At 56.7% G+C, this 14,448-nt stretch carries 15 protein-coding genes; 10 read left to right on the forward strand and 5 right to left on the reverse strand.

The window, feature by feature from the left end; translation table 11 throughout:
- Window positions 1-10: 10 nt before the first annotated feature.
- The 10 genes from LG198_RS12240 to LG198_RS12285 all read left to right on the forward strand — a co-directional run bounded on the left by LG198_RS12240 (window position 11) and on the right by LG198_RS12285 (window position 9,336).
- Entirely contained in the window at window positions 11-1,384 is a 1,374-nt protein-coding gene (locus tag LG198_RS12240) for a GldG family protein (RefSeq protein ID WP_230343464.1), read from the forward strand.
- Window positions 1,381-2,262: a DUF4340 domain-containing protein gene (locus LG198_RS12245; RefSeq protein WP_230343465.1), complete on the forward strand. Its 882-nt coding sequence runs from the start codon at window positions 1,381-1,383 to the stop codon at window positions 2,260-2,262. The genes LG198_RS12240 and LG198_RS12245 overlap by 4 nt, the downstream gene beginning before the upstream one ends.
- Before the next feature lie 22 nt (window positions 2,263-2,284).
- Window positions 2,285-3,097 carry a bifunctional DNA-formamidopyrimidine glycosylase/DNA-(apurinic or apyrimidinic site) lyase gene (gene mutM / locus LG198_RS12250; RefSeq protein ID WP_230343466.1) on the forward strand — a complete coding sequence of 271 codons (813 nt, stop codon included), beginning with the start codon at window positions 2,285-2,287 and terminating at the stop codon, window positions 3,095-3,097.
- Window positions 3,098-3,206: 109 nt separating this feature from the next.
- Window positions 3,207-3,797, forward strand: a complete 591-nt coding sequence (locus LG198_RS12255; protein WP_230343467.1) for a PEP-CTERM sorting domain-containing protein — start codon at window positions 3,207-3,209, stop codon at window positions 3,795-3,797.
- A gap of 266 nt (window positions 3,798-4,063) precedes the next feature.
- Window positions 4,064-5,095, forward strand: coding sequence for an AAA family ATPase (locus tag LG198_RS12260; RefSeq protein WP_407659196.1), 1,032 nt, complete (start codon window positions 4,064-4,066; stop codon window positions 5,093-5,095).
- Window positions 5,096-5,111: 16 nt separating this feature from the next.
- On the forward strand, window positions 5,112-5,966 hold the full coding sequence (locus LG198_RS12265; protein ID WP_230343469.1) for a DUF58 domain-containing protein: 855 nt from the start codon (window positions 5,112-5,114) through the stop codon (window positions 5,964-5,966).
- 40 nt (window positions 5,967-6,006) lie between these two features.
- Window positions 6,007-6,861 (forward strand): nonribosomal peptide synthetase MxaA, encoded by an 855-nt coding sequence (locus LG198_RS12270; protein WP_230343470.1) that lies wholly within the window; start codon window positions 6,007-6,009, stop codon window positions 6,859-6,861.
- Window positions 6,858-7,838, forward strand: coding sequence for a vWA domain-containing protein (locus tag LG198_RS12275; RefSeq protein WP_230343471.1), 981 nt, complete (start codon window positions 6,858-6,860; stop codon window positions 7,836-7,838). The genes LG198_RS12270 and LG198_RS12275 overlap by 4 nt, the downstream gene beginning before the upstream one ends.
- Complete coding sequence (locus LG198_RS12280; RefSeq protein WP_230343472.1) at window positions 7,823-8,359, forward strand: hypothetical protein; 537 nt, start codon at window positions 7,823-7,825, stop codon at window positions 8,357-8,359. The genes LG198_RS12275 and LG198_RS12280 overlap by 16 nt, the downstream gene beginning before the upstream one ends.
- Window positions 8,356-9,336: a vWA domain-containing protein gene (locus LG198_RS12285; protein WP_230343473.1), complete on the forward strand. Its 981-nt coding sequence runs from the start codon at window positions 8,356-8,358 to the stop codon at window positions 9,334-9,336. Before LG198_RS12280 ends, LG198_RS12285 begins: the two co-directional genes overlap by 4 nt.
- A 3-nt stretch (window positions 9,337-9,339) precedes the next feature.
- Here the strand turns inward: LG198_RS12285 and LG198_RS12290 are convergent, their stop codons facing one another.
- From LG198_RS12290 to LG198_RS12310, 5 genes are all read right to left on the reverse strand, one after another.
- Window positions 9,340-10,812: a sodium:solute symporter family protein gene (locus LG198_RS12290; protein ID WP_230343474.1), complete on the reverse strand. Its 1,473-nt coding sequence runs from the start codon at window positions 10,810-10,812 to the stop codon at window positions 9,340-9,342.
- Between the two features lie 141 nt (window positions 10,813-10,953).
- The gene (ubiB, locus tag LG198_RS12295) at window positions 10,954-12,498 is read right to left on the reverse strand and encodes a ubiquinone biosynthesis regulatory protein kinase UbiB (RefSeq protein WP_230343475.1); all 1,545 of its coding nucleotides are present in this window, start codon (window positions 12,496-12,498) and stop codon (window positions 10,954-10,956) included.
- Window positions 12,499-12,511: 13 nt separating this feature from the next.
- On the reverse strand, window positions 12,512-13,099 hold the full coding sequence (locus LG198_RS12300) for a ubiquinone biosynthesis accessory factor UbiJ (protein ID WP_230343476.1): 588 nt from the start codon (window positions 13,097-13,099) through the stop codon (window positions 12,512-12,514).
- Window positions 13,100-13,135: 36 nt separating this feature from the next.
- Window positions 13,136-13,876 carry a bifunctional demethylmenaquinone methyltransferase/2-methoxy-6-polyprenyl-1,4-benzoquinol methylase UbiE gene (gene ubiE, locus LG198_RS12305; protein WP_230343477.1) on the reverse strand — a complete coding sequence of 247 codons (741 nt, stop codon included), beginning with the start codon at window positions 13,874-13,876 and terminating at the stop codon, window positions 13,136-13,138.
- 15 nt (window positions 13,877-13,891) lie between these two features.
- Window positions 13,892-14,266 carry a gamma-butyrobetaine hydroxylase-like domain-containing protein gene (locus LG198_RS12310; protein WP_230343478.1) on the reverse strand — a complete coding sequence of 125 codons (375 nt, stop codon included), beginning with the start codon at window positions 14,264-14,266 and terminating at the stop codon, window positions 13,892-13,894.
- Window positions 14,267-14,448 lie beyond the last annotated feature (182 nt).

The raw sequence follows: 14,448 nt of genomic DNA on the forward strand, positions 1-14,448 counted from the left end.
GAGAGACTCTATGAAAACCAATCGCAAACTACGCTTTCAATTGTTCGTGCAGAACAGCTTCTTTGTGCTGCTGTTCCTGGTGCTGGTATTCCTGCTTGGCTTCCTGACCTATCAATACCATGTCAGCCGTGACGTGACGCAAGGCGGCCGCAATACGCTGACCGAGGGCAGTGTCAATGTCCTGAAGCAGATGGAAGGGCCGATCAATATCACGGCCTATGTGGTGAAGGATAACGAAACTCGCAAGTACATCAACAAGTTTGTCGAGCGCTATCAGCGCGTCAAGCCGGATATCCACTTGAGCTTCATCAGCCCGACCGAGGAGCCGAAGGCGACCCAGGACGCCGGGGTGAAGGCCGAGATCGAGCTGGTGGTGGAATATAACCAGCGTACCGAGCATATTGTGCCGCCGCAGGCGTTTGCCGAGCAGGAGATGACCAACCTGCTGGTGCGCCTGTCGCGTACCAACCAGAATGCCATCATGTTCCTCGACGGCCATGGCGAGCGCAGCCTGATGGGGGTCAAGAACCACGACTTGGGCGATTTTGGGCGGCATTTGGAGAAGAAAGGCTTTAAGCTTTCCAATCCTGATTTGCTGCTTGCGCAGGAGGTGCCGAGCAATGGCTCCATGCTGGTGATTGCAAGCCCGCAAGTGGAGGTGACCGAGGTTGAGGTCCAGAAGATCAAGCAATACCTGGAAAAGGGCGGCAACCTGCTGTGGCTGATCGATGACGAGGTCAACCTGCGTGGCTTGCAGCCGATTGCCGAATACCTGGGTCTGCAACTGACCCCTGGCATGGTGGTTGATCTCTCAGCAACGCGCTATGGTGCGGATTCCAAGGTGGCCTTTGCCAACCAGTATGGCGTGCATGCCATTACCCAGAACTTCATGCTGCGTACCCTGTTCCCCGAGGCACGCATGGTGCATGCCGAGGATTCCTACGAAAACGGCTGGCGGGTTTCCAACCTGGTCGAGGTTGCGCCGAATGGCTGGCTAGAGACTGGCAAGGTGGATGATAACGTCAGTTTCGACAGCAAGAAGGACTTGCCCGGCCCAATCAATATTGCCGTGGCGCTGGAACGTAAATATGATGAAAAAGGCCAGCGTGTTGTGGTGGTGGGTAATGGTAATTTCCTTGCGAACACCTTCCTCTCCAATGGCGGCAACCTTGATCTTGGCCTGAATATCATCAACTGGCTGGCGGGCGATGACAAGCTCATCACCATCCAGCCCAAGCCACGCAAGGATATTAATGTCGTTATTCCATCCGAGGGCTTGTCCAACCTGTTGGCCCAGTTGGTGTTTATCGGCTTCAGCCGCATCCTGCCGCTTGGCCTGATCGTGATTGGCGTGGTGATCTGGTGGAGGCGTCGCAAGGCATGAAGGCGAGATGGCTGGTTAACCTGCTGCTGCTGATACTGGTGGCAGGGATTGTGGCATTCCTTTACCTTAAACCTGCGGATGAGCAGGAGGCAGTGCCGGAATATGAGGTGTCCACCCTCAAGCTGGCGGATTTCGACAAGCTCAGTATAGAGTTTCCCGCCAAGGCGCCAGTGGTGTTTGAGAAAAAAGACGGTTACTGGTACCTGGCGCAGCCTTATGCCGCCAGGGCCGACCAAGTCACGATGCAACGTATCGTCTCCATTGTGGCTGCCAGCAGCCACGAGAAATTCCCTGCTGACGACCCGGCGCGCTTCGGCCTGGATAATCCACGCTTGAAGATCAAGCTCAATGATGAAGAGTTCACCTTTGGCATCTACAACCCGGTGACTTCTGAGCAGTATGTGGCGTACAAGGATTCAGTATTCCTGTTGTCCAGGCTGTATTCCGAAACCGCCTCAACCCAGATACTGGAAATGCTGGACAAGAGCCCGTTGAAGCCCGGAGAACAGATTGCGGGTTTTGACTTTTCCCGTTTGGAACAGTGGGAAGAGGTACGTTTGCAGCTCATCCTGAATGAGCAGGGCAAATGGCAGGTGTCAGTCCCTAATGCCAAGCCGCAGCAGGAAGAAATCAATGAATGGTTCGATAGTTTTTGGGAGAAGGTGCGCGCGAGTTCAGTGGAGCCGTACACGCCGGAACGCAATGCCAGTTATCCTTCATTTTCAGTCAAGCTCAAGGACGGCAAGCAAGTACATTTTGACAAGCTGCAGGAGTCCCCTCAGCTCATCCTGGGCCGGCCGGACGAAGGTATGCGTTATATCTTCCCGGCAGATGTAGGCTTTAGCTTGCTCAACCCGCCAGCAGGGGTGGGCAAGTAGCCATGTTGCCCGGCTGTGACTGATGCCAGAATTACCAGAAGTTGAGGTAACGCGCCGCGGGCTGGAACCGTTGCGGGGCGCGACAGTAACCCGGGTGGTGATACGCCAGCCATCCATGCGCTGGCCGATTCCATCCCATCTGCCGCAAACCTTGCAAAATATCAAATTGCTTGAACTCAAGCGCCGCGGGAAATACATCATTGCCCGCTTTGAGAGCGGCTGCCTGATCCTGCACCTGGGCATGTCAGGGCGTCTATGCCTGCTGGAGCGAGATACGCCACCCGAAAAGCATGACCACTTCGACCTGCATTTTGCCGATGGCCGTGTGATGCGCTTGCGTGATCCGCGCCGCTTTGGCGCGGTTTTGTGGGCAGGTGAACACCCGGAGGCGCATAGCCTGCTCAGTGTGCTGGGCCCCGAGCCGCTTGATGAGTCTTTCAATGGTGAATTTCTCCGCCGCGCCATACGCACTCGATCATCTCCGATCAAGACCGTGATCATGGATAGCCACCTGGTGGTGGGCGTGGGCAATATCTACGCCAGCGAGTCCTTGTTCCGTGCCGGCATTCATCCGCAGACACCTGCACGTGCACTTAGCCTAGTGCAATGCGAGCGTTTGGTGCAGGAAATCAAGGCTACTTTGCAGGATGCCCTGCAGGCAGGGGGCAGCAGTTTGCGCGATTTCTTTGGCGCAGATGGCAACCCTGGCTATTTCCAACAAACCTATTTTGTCTATGCCCGTACCGGCGAACCTTGCCGGGTATGCAAGAAACCGGTTGAAACATTGCGCCTGGGCCAGCGCTCCACCTTTTACTGCGCTTCTTGCCAGAAATAATATTGATATAATTAATTTTAAACTTTCAAGTAAATTAGTCTGTTTGGACTATATTTGGATATATCTTTATTGCTTATGATGGAAATCCATTCATCAAAAGGGAGTCATCATGAGAGCAATGGTCGCGAAATTGGTACCTCTTCTTGTAGTAGCGGGGATTGCAGCGCCTTCGGCTCAAGCGGCAGAGCCGACATTGGCTGATATTTTGCAGGGAGTAGAGGCGACTAGCTGGACCCAAATAGATTACGCAGATTTTATCGGTGGCAGCTGGAACCAGGTCGGCCAGCAGCTGACTTTCACGTTTGTGGCTGAGCACACTGCACATGCAGCAACCCAGGAATTCTGGTTGGATGCAACCTTTACGCCTGACCCTTATGGATATTCTTCGGTGATCTTCAGTGGTGCGGATGTTCCTGGCGCCACGTTGACCGTGACGTTGGAAAGCGTCGCTAGCCGGATCCTGTTTAATTCCAGTATCAATGCTGACCAACTGGCTCCAGGGGGAGATGCAGGAGATTTGCAAGTCTGGTTGAGTGCGAGCGGCACTTATGCATTGGCCTATGAAGATTGGATTTACGGTGGCTCTGACTATAACGATTTTGTTGTGACTGTCTCAGCAGTACCTGAACCGGCAAACCTTGCAATGCTATTGGCAGGATTGGGATTGCTAGGAGTCGCTGCAAGGCGCAAACGCAAATAACCTGGATCAATCCTGCATGAATAAAAAAGGCTCGAAAGAGCCTTTTTTATTGGGTATCACTTCAGCTTGCAGCTTGGCGTTTAAATAGTGTTTTGGTCGGCTATATGCCTTTTTACTTCAGTTGATTAGCGGTATTTCCTGGGCGGAAACGCTGAAATTTTTTGATCACGCGACCTGGGAATTTTTCTAAAAAACATTGCCAAAAGTTAATTTAATCCTCAGAATATACAGATCTGTATATTTATTGACGCGGGTTGAGGATGGATATGGCAAGTACAGCAACGGATGGCCAGTTAGCGGACTGGAGAATGCGCGCCTTGAAGCTCGAAGAAGAGGTCAAGAGCGTGATTGTAGGCCAGGATGCGGCCATACGCTTGATCAATATTGCGATCTTCGCACGCGGGCATGTCATGCTGGAAGGCGGAGTCGGCGTCGGCAAGACCACGTTGCTGCAATCGGTGGCGCGCGGCATCGGCGGCGCTTATGAGCGGATAGAGGGGACGGTGGACCTGATGCCCAATGACCTGGTCTACCACACATTCCTTGGGCCTGAAGGCCGCCCGCAGATAGACGAGGGGCCTTTGCTGCGTGCTGGGGAAAATCTTTCCGTATTCTTTTTCAATGAAATCAACCGCGCCCGTCCGCAAGTGCATGCCCTGATGTTGCGCGTGATGGCGGAGCGTCATCTGCATGCCTTCAAGCGCGAATACCGCTTGCCGCACATGATAGTGTTTGCTGACCGCAACCAGGTGGAGAAGAACGAAACCTTTGAGATTCCTGCTGCTGCACGCGACCGCTTCATGATGGAAATCCCGATCCATGTGCCGGAAGACAAGACCCTGCGTAAATCACTGGTGTTCGACACGCGCTTCCAGCATGCGGAGCAACTGGCGCGCCGCGTGGAGTCGGGTTTGCTGCCGTTCAATATGCTCAATGATTTTTCTGATGTCGTGCAGAACCATGTGCAATCCTCCCCAGCCCTGGAGGATTACGTCATTGACCTCTGGGATGCCACGCAAAAGCCGCAGGATTTCGGCATTACGCTCGAAGGCGTGGACATGCAGCGCCTGATCCAGGCCGGTGCAAGCCCGCGCGGCATGGGCATGCTGCTCAAGGCTGCGCGCGTGCATGCCTGGCTCATGGAGCGCGACTACCTCTACCCGGAGGATATTCATGCGGTATTCCATGAGGTAATCGCCCACCGCCTGGTGTTCAACTCGATGTACGAGAGCCGCCGCACCGTGCTTGCACGCGAGCTGACGGCAAAAATCCTGCAAACGGTGGCCGTGCCGGCTTAGGAGCATGCTTTAAACCATGCTGCCGTCTTATATCAAGCCGTTCTCTTACCAGATTCCGTGGAAGTCCTCCAGCGTGCATGCAGGAGACCACCTTGGCGTGCAGCGCGGGCTGGGGTTCGAGTACAAGGGCAATACCTCACTGATCGACTACCCCGACCTGCGCCGTATGGACCTGCGCCAGAGCCTGCGCGATCCCTATGAGCAGGTGCAGGTGCGTCTGTTCAACCATGACTCGATTACGCCAATCTATGCCGTATGCGACCTCTCCAGCTCCATGCAATACAAGGGCGCGCGCCGCAAGATCGAGCTGGTACAGGAAGTGGCCGCGTCGGTGGCCTATTCGGTTTCGGTGGAAAACGACGTATTCGGGCTCATAGGTTACGACCGGCATGTGCTGGACGACTATGTGCTGCCGCTCAGCTACCAGGTGCACGAGGCATTGGAGCGTATCGATGCCTTTGCCGGGATAGAAACCTTGGGCCGCAGTTCGGCAGGCATCCTCGAAGTGGCGCCTTTATTGAGCCAGAACAGGGGATTGGTGTTCTGGATATCGGATTTCCATTTGCCGTTCGACACCATCATCCAGACCATGAACATGCTTTCCCGGCACCAGGTCGTGCCTGTCGTGCTTTGGGAGGAAGAGGAATACCGCCGTCTGCCGCGCTTCGGGCTGGGCACGATGCTGGACCCGGAAACCGGGCGTGACCGCACCATCTTTTTCCGCGAGTCCATCCGCGCCAAGTTCATTACTGCATTCGAGCAGCGCAAGGCCGCGCTCGAAGACCTGCTCCTGGCATTTGAAAGCCCGCCGCATTTTGTCAGCGGGACATTCGAGGCTGAGTCGATGACGCATTATTTTGAAAAACTATGACAGCATGAAAAAAGCGACGATTTTATTCTGCATATGCCTGTTGAGCGCAACCGCAGCCAATGCGGCGGAAGCGACCCTGGTAGCACTTGAAAACCCGCGTGTGAGCACAGGCATAGCAATAGGCGATGTACTGGAACGCAAGCTGGTGATCGAGGCCAAATCACCATACGAATTACCCGCATCGGCCCTGCCGCTCAAGGGGGAGCGGGTGGATGGCATCGAGGTAATGGATGTGTCGTTGCAAAGCGAAAAGGCAGGCGACGGCCATCGGTACCAGGTCAAGCTGAGCTACCAGGTATTCGCGGCATCGGACAAACCGCGCGTGATGCGGCTGCCGGCGGCAACGCTCAACCTGGCTGGCGGCAACACACCGGTCGAGGTGAGCATTCCTGCCTGGCATTTCTGGTATTCGCCGCTGGTGGCGGGGAATATCCATACGGCACGCAGCAATGCGCAACCGCAACGCAAGCCTGCGCTGCTGGATACCGGCATGGAGCCCTTGGGGCTTACGTTGGCTGTGCTGCTGCTTGGCTTGGGCGGGCTGGTCTATATCAATGCCGACCGGCGCTGGCTGCCCTGGATGGGCGGCAGCTTTGCCCAGGCCTACCGCAAATTGCGCAGATTACCGCCGCAAGCGGGGAGCAATGCCCAGGCGCTGGGATATTTGCACCAAGCCTTCAACCGGGTGTACGGGCGTGCATTGTTCCGCCGACAGCTGGGGGAGTTTCTTGCGCAGCATCCGCAATATCAGTCCCTGGCTGGGGAAATAGACGGTTTCTTCCAGCGTTCCGAAGCGCTGCTGTTTGCGCATGGAAATGCGGATAGCGCCGCTCTGATCAAGGACTTGCAGCAGCTTTGCCGCCGCCTGCGCGACTGCGAGCGGAAAATCGCATGAGCTTCCTAAATCCATGGGCATTGCTGCTGTTGCCACTGGCGCTCCTGCCATTCTGGCTCAAGAGCTTGCAGGGGCAGCGTTATTCCTGGCTGGAAATGGTGCCGGACGATCCCTTCTCGGACAACATTGTACGTTCGCTCAAGATCGTCACCGCGCTCATCATTGCCTGCATCGTCCTGGCGCTGGCCGCCCCGCAAGGCAGCGACAAGGTGGTCAACCGCGTGGGCAAGGGCGCGCAAACCGTGATGGTGATAGACCGCAGCGTGAGCATGGATCATCCTTTTGCCGGCGACGCCACCAGCGGGCGCGCCGGGGAAATCAAGTCCGGTGCCGCCCGGCGCTTGATTTCCCAGTTCATCGATTCGCGGCCAGATGACATGATGGGCGTGGTCGCCTTTACCAATTCCGCATTGTATGGCGTCAAGATCACCTCCAACCGCGACGCCATCCATGCCGCGATCAACGCCGCTACCAGTTCCGGCATCAACCAGACCAACATCGGCGCGGGTATTACCCAGGCGGCCAGCCTGTTCGACAATATCCAGAGCTCCGGCTCACGCGCCATCATCCTGTTGTCGGACGGCGCGGGCAAACTGAGCCCCCGGGTCAAGGCGAGGATCAGTGAGGAGCTCAAGGAAAAGGATATCAAGCTCTACTGGATCGTGCTGCGCGAGCCGGACGACGTGAGCATTTTCGGCGACCGCGTGTTCGAGGAAGACCGCGGCCCCGCAGCGATCCAGCTCGACCGTTTCTTCAAGTCGCTCAAGATTACCTACAAGGCGTATGAGGCTGACAATCCTGTGGCCTTGCAGACTGCGATCCAGGATATCGACAGCCGCGAGAAGAACATTATCCAGTATGCCATTACCGTGCCGGGGCACGATTATGCGCGCGACTTGATCGTGGCGGCCCTGGTGTTGAGCATGGGCATGCTTGTCATTAAAAATTTCAGGGTACAACCATGGGAATCCGCATAAAAGGCCTCAACCTGCTGTTTGGCCTGCTGGCAGTGGCCGGCCTGGCTGGCAGCATCTATGAAGGCAGCGCGCTGTTGCAGCGACATGATGTCAACCGGCAGATCAAGGCCGGGGAGTTGGTGCGTAGCGATGCCTACATGTTTGAACAGAAATTCATGGCGGCATACAAGCTGGGCGAATCGGGCGACCATAAGCACGCGGTGCAAAGCTACAGCCAATTGCTGGAAACCGGCCTGGCCCAGCCGCAGCAAGCGCTGGTGCAGTACAACATCGGCAATAACCTCCTGCAATCCGGGCTGATGCGACGCCTGAACGACGACGGCAGCCTCAAGGACGAGGCAAAGTACGATTTGTCGCAGGCCCGTATTGCCTATGAACAGGCCTTGCGGCTCGATCCGGGATTCCGCCAGGCCAAGTTCAACCTCAGCCTCATGCTGCTGGTGCAACCGAATGGGATCGACGGGCTGAAAAAGGAACAGGAAGGCATGGAGCTCAGCAATATACCGGTAGGCCTGCCATGAGGCGGGTGGTTCGATGGCGCCATGCCTGGCGCTGGGTCAAGGATCGTTATGAAGCCTGGCTGTATCTCGCGGTAGTATTGCTGCTGTTGCTTGCCGTCTTCAAGCCGCAAATCCAGCTCAAGCAACAGGTGCACAACACCCTGCTGATCGCGGATGTCTCGCAAAGCATGAATGCGGAGGACGTGAGCCTCAACGGCAAACAGGTGAGCCGTATGGAGTATACGCGCCACCTTATGCGCCGTCTGGTCGAGAGTTCCGCTTGCGGTACCTATTTCAGCCTGGGCGTGTTCTCGGCCGAGGACGTCGCGTTGTTGTTCATGCCGCTCGAGGTCTGCGCCAATTACGATGTGATCGTCGATGCGATCGCGCATCTTGAGTGGCGCATGTCCTGGCGCGGCAACAGCCGCATCAGTTTCGGCGTCAAAGGGGCTGCGAAAGCCTTTGACTCATTGAATGCGCCGGCACGCCTGCTGTTTTTCACCGATGGCGACGAAGCGCCCAAGGTGAACGCCATCAATAAGCTCAACCTCGACGATGTCCAGATCGGCGAGCATATGGTTTTTGTGGGCGTGGGCGGCAGCGAGGATGTGCCTATTCCGCGCTACAACTCGAGCAACCAGTGGGTAGGTTACTGGTCGTCGGATGCCAAGGAGAATTCCGCGGGGGCGGTGGGCGTGACCTACAACGATACCAGCCGCGACGATCCTGACCCGGTGGTGGCCTCTGCGGATTATGACCGCTATCTCTCCAAGCTAGAGGAGGGATACTTGAAGGAGCTTGCAGAGGAGATCGGCGGCCAGTATGTGCATGGCGACGACAGGCCGGAGTTTTACGCCTTTGTGCAAAAGCAGAAGCCGGCGGCCAGTTTTGTCACTGCCTACTCGGTGCGCTGGCTATACCTGTCGCTGGCCCTGGCATTGATCCCTGCAGCCTACTGGCCATATATCCGCCAGTGGCGGAAGTCACAAGCGGCCTGATTTTTATTTATGCGGCACATGGCCATGCGCTGCATGGCGGTGCAGGTAGCTGGGCTGATCGTGGCGGTTGTGCGCAATCTTCTGCGGCAATAGCGAGCCTGCCACCATGCCGATGATGCTGACGCCCAGCCCTATCAATTGTGGCGGGATCAGTCCTTCCTCCCCGACCAACACCTCAACCAGCACCCAGGCGCCGATGCCGCCGATAATGGCGGCAAGCGCGCCCTGGTTGGTGGCACGCTTCCAGAATACGCCGAAGAACAAGGGGACGAACGCGCCAGCCAGGGTGATCTTATAGGCGGATTCAACCATGCGGAAGATGGATAGCTCGGTATTGAGGGCGTACAACAGCACGCAGCCGGCAAAGCCGACCAGGCAGATGCGCATGACCTTGAGGAAGCCCCTGTCATCCAGGTGCGGGAAGTAAGCGCGCACGATGTTTTCTGCAAAGGAGACCGATGGCGCGAGCAGGGTGGCGGAAGAGCAGCTCATGATGGCGGATAATACCGCACCGAAGAAGATCACCTGGGCCGCAACCGGCATATGTTGCAACACAAGAGTAGGCAGTACGCGCTGTGAATCCTGGTCGATCAGGTTGTTAAAGAAGGCCGGATCGATGATGGTGGCCGAATAGGCAATGAACATCGGCACGAAGGTGAAGCAGAAATAAATCGAGGCGCCCAGCACGGAACCCCAAATTGCCACTTTCGCGCTCTTGGCCGAGGTGATACGCTGAAATACATCCTGCTGCGGGATGGAGCCCAGCATCATGGTCATCCAGGCGCCGATGAAAGTGAGCCAGAGCCAGGGGTCGGCCGGGGGGAAGAAGTCGAGCTTGCCGGCAAGGCGCGCATGTTCTATCACCGGCGCCACGCCGCCTGTCATGTCGGACACCATATAGCCGATATAAAGCATGCCGCCGATAATCACGCTCATCTGCACGAAATCAAGGATTGCCACCGAGAGCATGCCGCCCAGCGTGGTGTAGGTGAGCACAATGGCGGTGCCCAGGATCATGCCGATTTCCTCGCTCACAGCACCATCCGTAATGATGTGGAAAATCAGTCCCAGCGCCTTGATCTGCGCGGCAACCCAACCCAGGTAGGAAATGACGATGGCGATGGTGGTGAGGACTTCCACAGTGCGGTTGTAGCGCATGCGGTAGAAATCACCCAGGGTGATGATGTTGAGCTTGTAGAGCTGGGTGGCAAAAAAGAACCCTGCGATGACCAGGCACATGCTGGAGCCAAATGGGTCGGCGACAATGCCGTTGAGGCCGTCCTTGACGAAAGTGGCGGAGACGCCGAATACTGCCTCTGCACCGAACCAGGTGGCAAAAACGGTTGCCATGACCACAGGCAAGGGCAGGTGGCGGCCGGCCACGGCATAATCCTTTGTTGTCTTGACCCTGGTGGCGGCAAACAGGCCGATGCTGATGGACACCATGACGTAGAGAATGACAAACCAGATCAGCACTAAACCGGCCCTTTACTGTGAATGAAGATGAAAAAATGTCTTGCCTGTTCAAAGGCAGGCAGATTTTAGCAAAAACTTATCCATGCAACAGGTTTTAATCGCTGAAAATCAATGGGTTTGGCGGAATGTTTTGATGGCGTATCAGTTTCGACTTAGCCACCAGAACAATATTGCGGCGCTTTGCAATAGCACCAGCAAGATCAATGCCACGGAAATCAGGCGCAGCCAGCGCGTCTGGCGCTGGTGCTCGTTGAGCATTAGCTGCAGTTCGGCATTGGTGGGCGGGAGTTGCAGGCCGCGCTCAAGCTGCTGGTGGATCAGGCGCGGCATCTGCGGCAATATCTTGCCCCAGTAAGGTAGCTCAGCTTTCAGGTTGTCCAGCGCACTGCGCCAGCCGACCTGTTCCGACATCCAGCGCTCCAAATAGGGGCGCGCGGTCTTCCATAGGTCAAGGTTGGGGTCGAGGTCGCGGCCTAGCCCTTCGACATTGAGCAGGGTTTTCTGCAGCATGGCGAGCTGGGGCTGGATTTCCACGCCGAAGCGGCGCGAGGTCTGGAACAGGCGCAGCAATACCTTGCCGAACGAGATTTCCTTGAGAGGCTTGTCGAAGATCGGTTCGCATACGGCGCGGATCGCGGTCTCGAATTCGTCTACCGGCGTGTCCTTGGGCGCCCAGCCGGATTCGATGTGCGCGCGCGCCACCTCTCTGTAGTCGCGGCGGAAGAAGGCTAGGAAGTTGCGCGCGAGGTATTGCTTATCCTCTTCGTTGAGCGTGCCCATGATGCCGAAATCCAATGCTACATATCGGCCGTCATCGGCCACCTGCACATTGCCCGGATGCATGTCGGCATGAAAGAAACCGTCGCGGAAAACCTGGGTGAAAAATATCTCCACGCCGTCGCGCGCAAGCTTGGGGATGTCGACGCCGATTTCTCGCAGATAGGCGACTTGGCTAATGGGCGTGCCGTTCATGCGCTCCATCACCATTACTTGCTCATGGCACCAGTCCCAATGGACTTCAGGCACCAGCAATAGTGTTTTATCGGCAAAGTTGCGGCCAAGCAGGCTGCAGTTGGCGGCTTCGAGCATGAGGTCCAGCTCGCTGTGGATATGGCGTGCGAATTCGGCGACCACTTCGCGCGGCTTGAGGCGCTTGCCGTCCGAAGAAAGTGTTTGCAGTAGCCATGCCGCGCCGTCAAGCAGCTTGAGGTCTTTCTCGATCACGGTGGCTATGCCTGGACGCAGGATCTTCACTGCGACAGGCGTTCCCCCAGGCAGTTGCGCAAAATGCACCTGGGCGACCGAGGCGCTTGCCACCGGCTCAACATCGAAACTCTCGAATACTTCAATTACAGGTTTGCCATAGGCTTTGATCAGGATGGTTTCGACATCTTCATAGGGAAACGCGGGCACCCGGTCTTGCAGCTTGGCGAGTTCGTCGGCAAGGTCGAGTGGAATGAGGTCGCGTCGTGTAGACAGCATCTGGCCGAACTTGACGAAGATAGGCCCCAGCGACTCCAGCGCCAGCCGTAGCCGCTCGCCGCGTGGCCGAGAGGTGTTGCGCCAGAACAGGATGAGTTGCACCGGCCGTTGTAGGGGCCGCAGGCGGGTGTGACCGAGGACGAATTCATCCAGGCCGAAGCGCAGGGTGACAAAGATGATTTTCAGCAGGCGCAACCAATGCATTCAGGATTCTTTCTCAGTGATCCGCCTGCAGGCGGGTTTTCAGCTTTTCGATACGTTTTTGCAGCCTCTCTGCATCCTCGCGCAGCGTATCGACGTCGCGCACGAATTGCTCGACATGGCGCTTTTTCGCGATCAGCGGCTGCTCTTCCTGCCAGTATTCCGCAAACATGCCCGCCACGCTCAAGGTTTTACGCCTGGCTTCATTGACTGCGGCGCGGCCGAACCTGGCAATCTCATGCGCAGGCGCATCGCCCACCATCCGGCTCAGGTCTTCCTCATATTCCCAGGAGATGCCTTGCAGTACCTTTGCCAATGCGCTGGCGAACTCGGTATCGCCCGTGACAGAAGCCGCAGCGCCTGCTGCCTCGTCACCAGCGAGAAGCCGCAATGCCACGGATGGAGGGACCGTAATGGTGGCATCTGCGCTGGCTGTTTCGCCGGCAAGCGCCAGCCCGCCATCCTCAAGCACTGTAATCGTGGCGCTAAAGGGAGGCAGGATCAGGCGGGCATGCTTACCGCCAAAAGGTTGCAGCAGGGGGGCTGCCCAGCTGTTCTGGGCGAGAAGGTGGTTTAGCAGTCGGGGGAGGAGCGGCTTTAGCATGATGACTTCAATTCCGGCGGGTTGGGCAAGTTCTGATCAGGTTTTCCAGCCTTTGTGCAGGGCGACAACGCCTGCAGCCAGATTGTAGTAGTCCACCTTGCTTAAGCCCGCATCCAGCATCATCTGCTTCAGGGTTTCCTGATCCGGGTGCATGCGGATTGATTCGGCCAGGTAGCGATAGCTGTCTGCATCATTGGCAAACAGCTTGCCCATGATGGGGAGCAGCTTGAAGGAGTAGGCATCATAGAGCGGAGCCAGCGGCTTCCATACCTGGGAGAACTCCAGCACCAGAAGGCGGCCGCCGGGTTTGAGCACGCGCTGCATCTCGGCTAGCGCCTTGTCCTTGTGCGTCATGTTGCGCAGGCCGAAGGCGACGATGACACAATCGAAATATTGGTCGGGAAACGGCAGTTTCTCGGCATCGCATTGCAGGGCAGGCACAGCCTTGCCATCATCGATCAGGCGGTCGCGCCCGACGGCAAGCATGGAGGCATTGATGTCGGTGAGGACCACCTGGCCTGTCGGGCCGACCTTGTTCGAGAACAGGCGCGAAAGGTCGCCGCTGCCGCCGGCGACGTCCAGCACACGGTCGCCCGGCCTCACGCCGCTGACTTCCACGGTGAAGCGCTTCCAGGCGCGGTGCAGGCCGGCGGACATGACATCGTTCATGAGGTCGTACTTGCGGGCCACCGAGTGGAACACTTCGCCTACCTTGCGCGCTTTCTCGCTCTCGTCCACGGTCTGGAAGCCGAAGTGTGTTTTAGTGTCGTCGCTCATGATGTTTGTCTTGTCCTAATTGTCAGCATCCCGGCTCGCGCCCGCTTCGGCGAGGCGGTCCAGGTATTTTTGCCACAGGGTGTCCTGTTGCTGTAGCAATTCATATAAATAATCCCACGAGTAAAGACCGGTATTGTGACCATCGCTGAAGCTCAGTTTCACGGCGTAGTGGCCGACAGGCTCGATGGCGGTGATATTCACGTCCCGCTTGCCCGTTTGCAACACCGGGTTGCCATGCCCTTGTACCTCTGCCGAAGGGGAGTGCACCCGTAGGAATTCGCACGGCAATATACCGCTGACGCCATTGTCGAAGGCAATTTCCAGCTTGCGCGAAACCTGGTGCAGGCGGATATCTGTGGGGCGTGGAGAGTCTGGAGTCAAGCCGCTCATGTGCCAAATGCCGGAATTTACTCAAAAAGCGATGATAGCAGAATGTGCAAGCGGGCTTCAAAATACCGTCATTATTGTGATGCATGATGTTCTGATGCGTATTTCAGCGAGGATCGTTTCGCTGAGTTTTGTTAGCCGTTCTTAGTCGGCTGATTCATTTGATAATTTACATAAGCATGCTA

It is taken from the genome of Methylobacillus arboreus (assembly GCF_020532725.1).
Lineage (GTDB): Bacteria > Pseudomonadota > Gammaproteobacteria > Burkholderiales > Methylophilaceae > Methylobacillus > Methylobacillus arboreus.

What these genes read in the sequence shown, in the direction of transcription:
- LG198_RS12240 (WP_230343464.1), top strand. Translation starts at nt 11, where the DNA reads ATGAAAACCAATCGCAAACTACGCTTTCAATTGTTCGTGCAGAACAGC.
- LG198_RS12245 (WP_230343465.1), top strand. Translation starts at nt 1,381, where the DNA reads ATGAAGGCGAGATGGCTGGTTAACCTGCTGCTGCTGATACTGGTGGCA.
- mutM (WP_230343466.1), top strand. Translation starts at nt 2,285, where the DNA reads ATGCCAGAATTACCAGAAGTTGAGGTAACGCGCCGCGGGCTGGAACCG.
- LG198_RS12255 (WP_230343467.1), top strand. Translation starts at nt 3,207, where the DNA reads ATGAGAGCAATGGTCGCGAAATTGGTACCTCTTCTTGTAGTAGCGGGG.
- LG198_RS12260 (WP_407659196.1), top strand. Translation starts at nt 4,064, where the DNA reads ATGGCAAGTACAGCAACGGATGGCCAGTTAGCGGACTGGAGAATGCGC.
- LG198_RS12265 (WP_230343469.1), top strand. Translation starts at nt 5,112, where the DNA reads ATGCTGCCGTCTTATATCAAGCCGTTCTCTTACCAGATTCCGTGGAAG.
- LG198_RS12275 (WP_230343471.1), top strand. Translation starts at nt 6,858, where the DNA reads ATGAGCTTCCTAAATCCATGGGCATTGCTGCTGTTGCCACTGGCGCTC.
- LG198_RS12280 (WP_230343472.1), top strand. Translation starts at nt 7,823, where the DNA reads ATGGGAATCCGCATAAAAGGCCTCAACCTGCTGTTTGGCCTGCTGGCA.
- LG198_RS12285 (WP_230343473.1), top strand. Translation starts at nt 8,356, where the DNA reads ATGAGGCGGGTGGTTCGATGGCGCCATGCCTGGCGCTGGGTCAAGGAT.
- ubiB (WP_230343475.1), bottom strand. Translation starts at nt 12,498, where the DNA reads ATGCATTGGTTGCGCCTGCTGAAAATCATCTTTGTCACCCTGCGCTTC.
- LG198_RS12300 (WP_230343476.1), bottom strand. Translation starts at nt 13,099, where the DNA reads ATGCTAAAGCCGCTCCTCCCCCGACTGCTAAACCACCTTCTCGCCCAG.
- ubiE (WP_230343477.1), bottom strand. Translation starts at nt 13,876, where the DNA reads ATGAGCGACGACACTAAAACACACTTCGGCTTCCAGACCGTGGACGAG.
- LG198_RS12310 (WP_230343478.1), bottom strand. Translation starts at nt 14,266, where the DNA reads ATGAGCGGCTTGACTCCAGACTCTCCACGCCCCACAGATATCCGCCTG.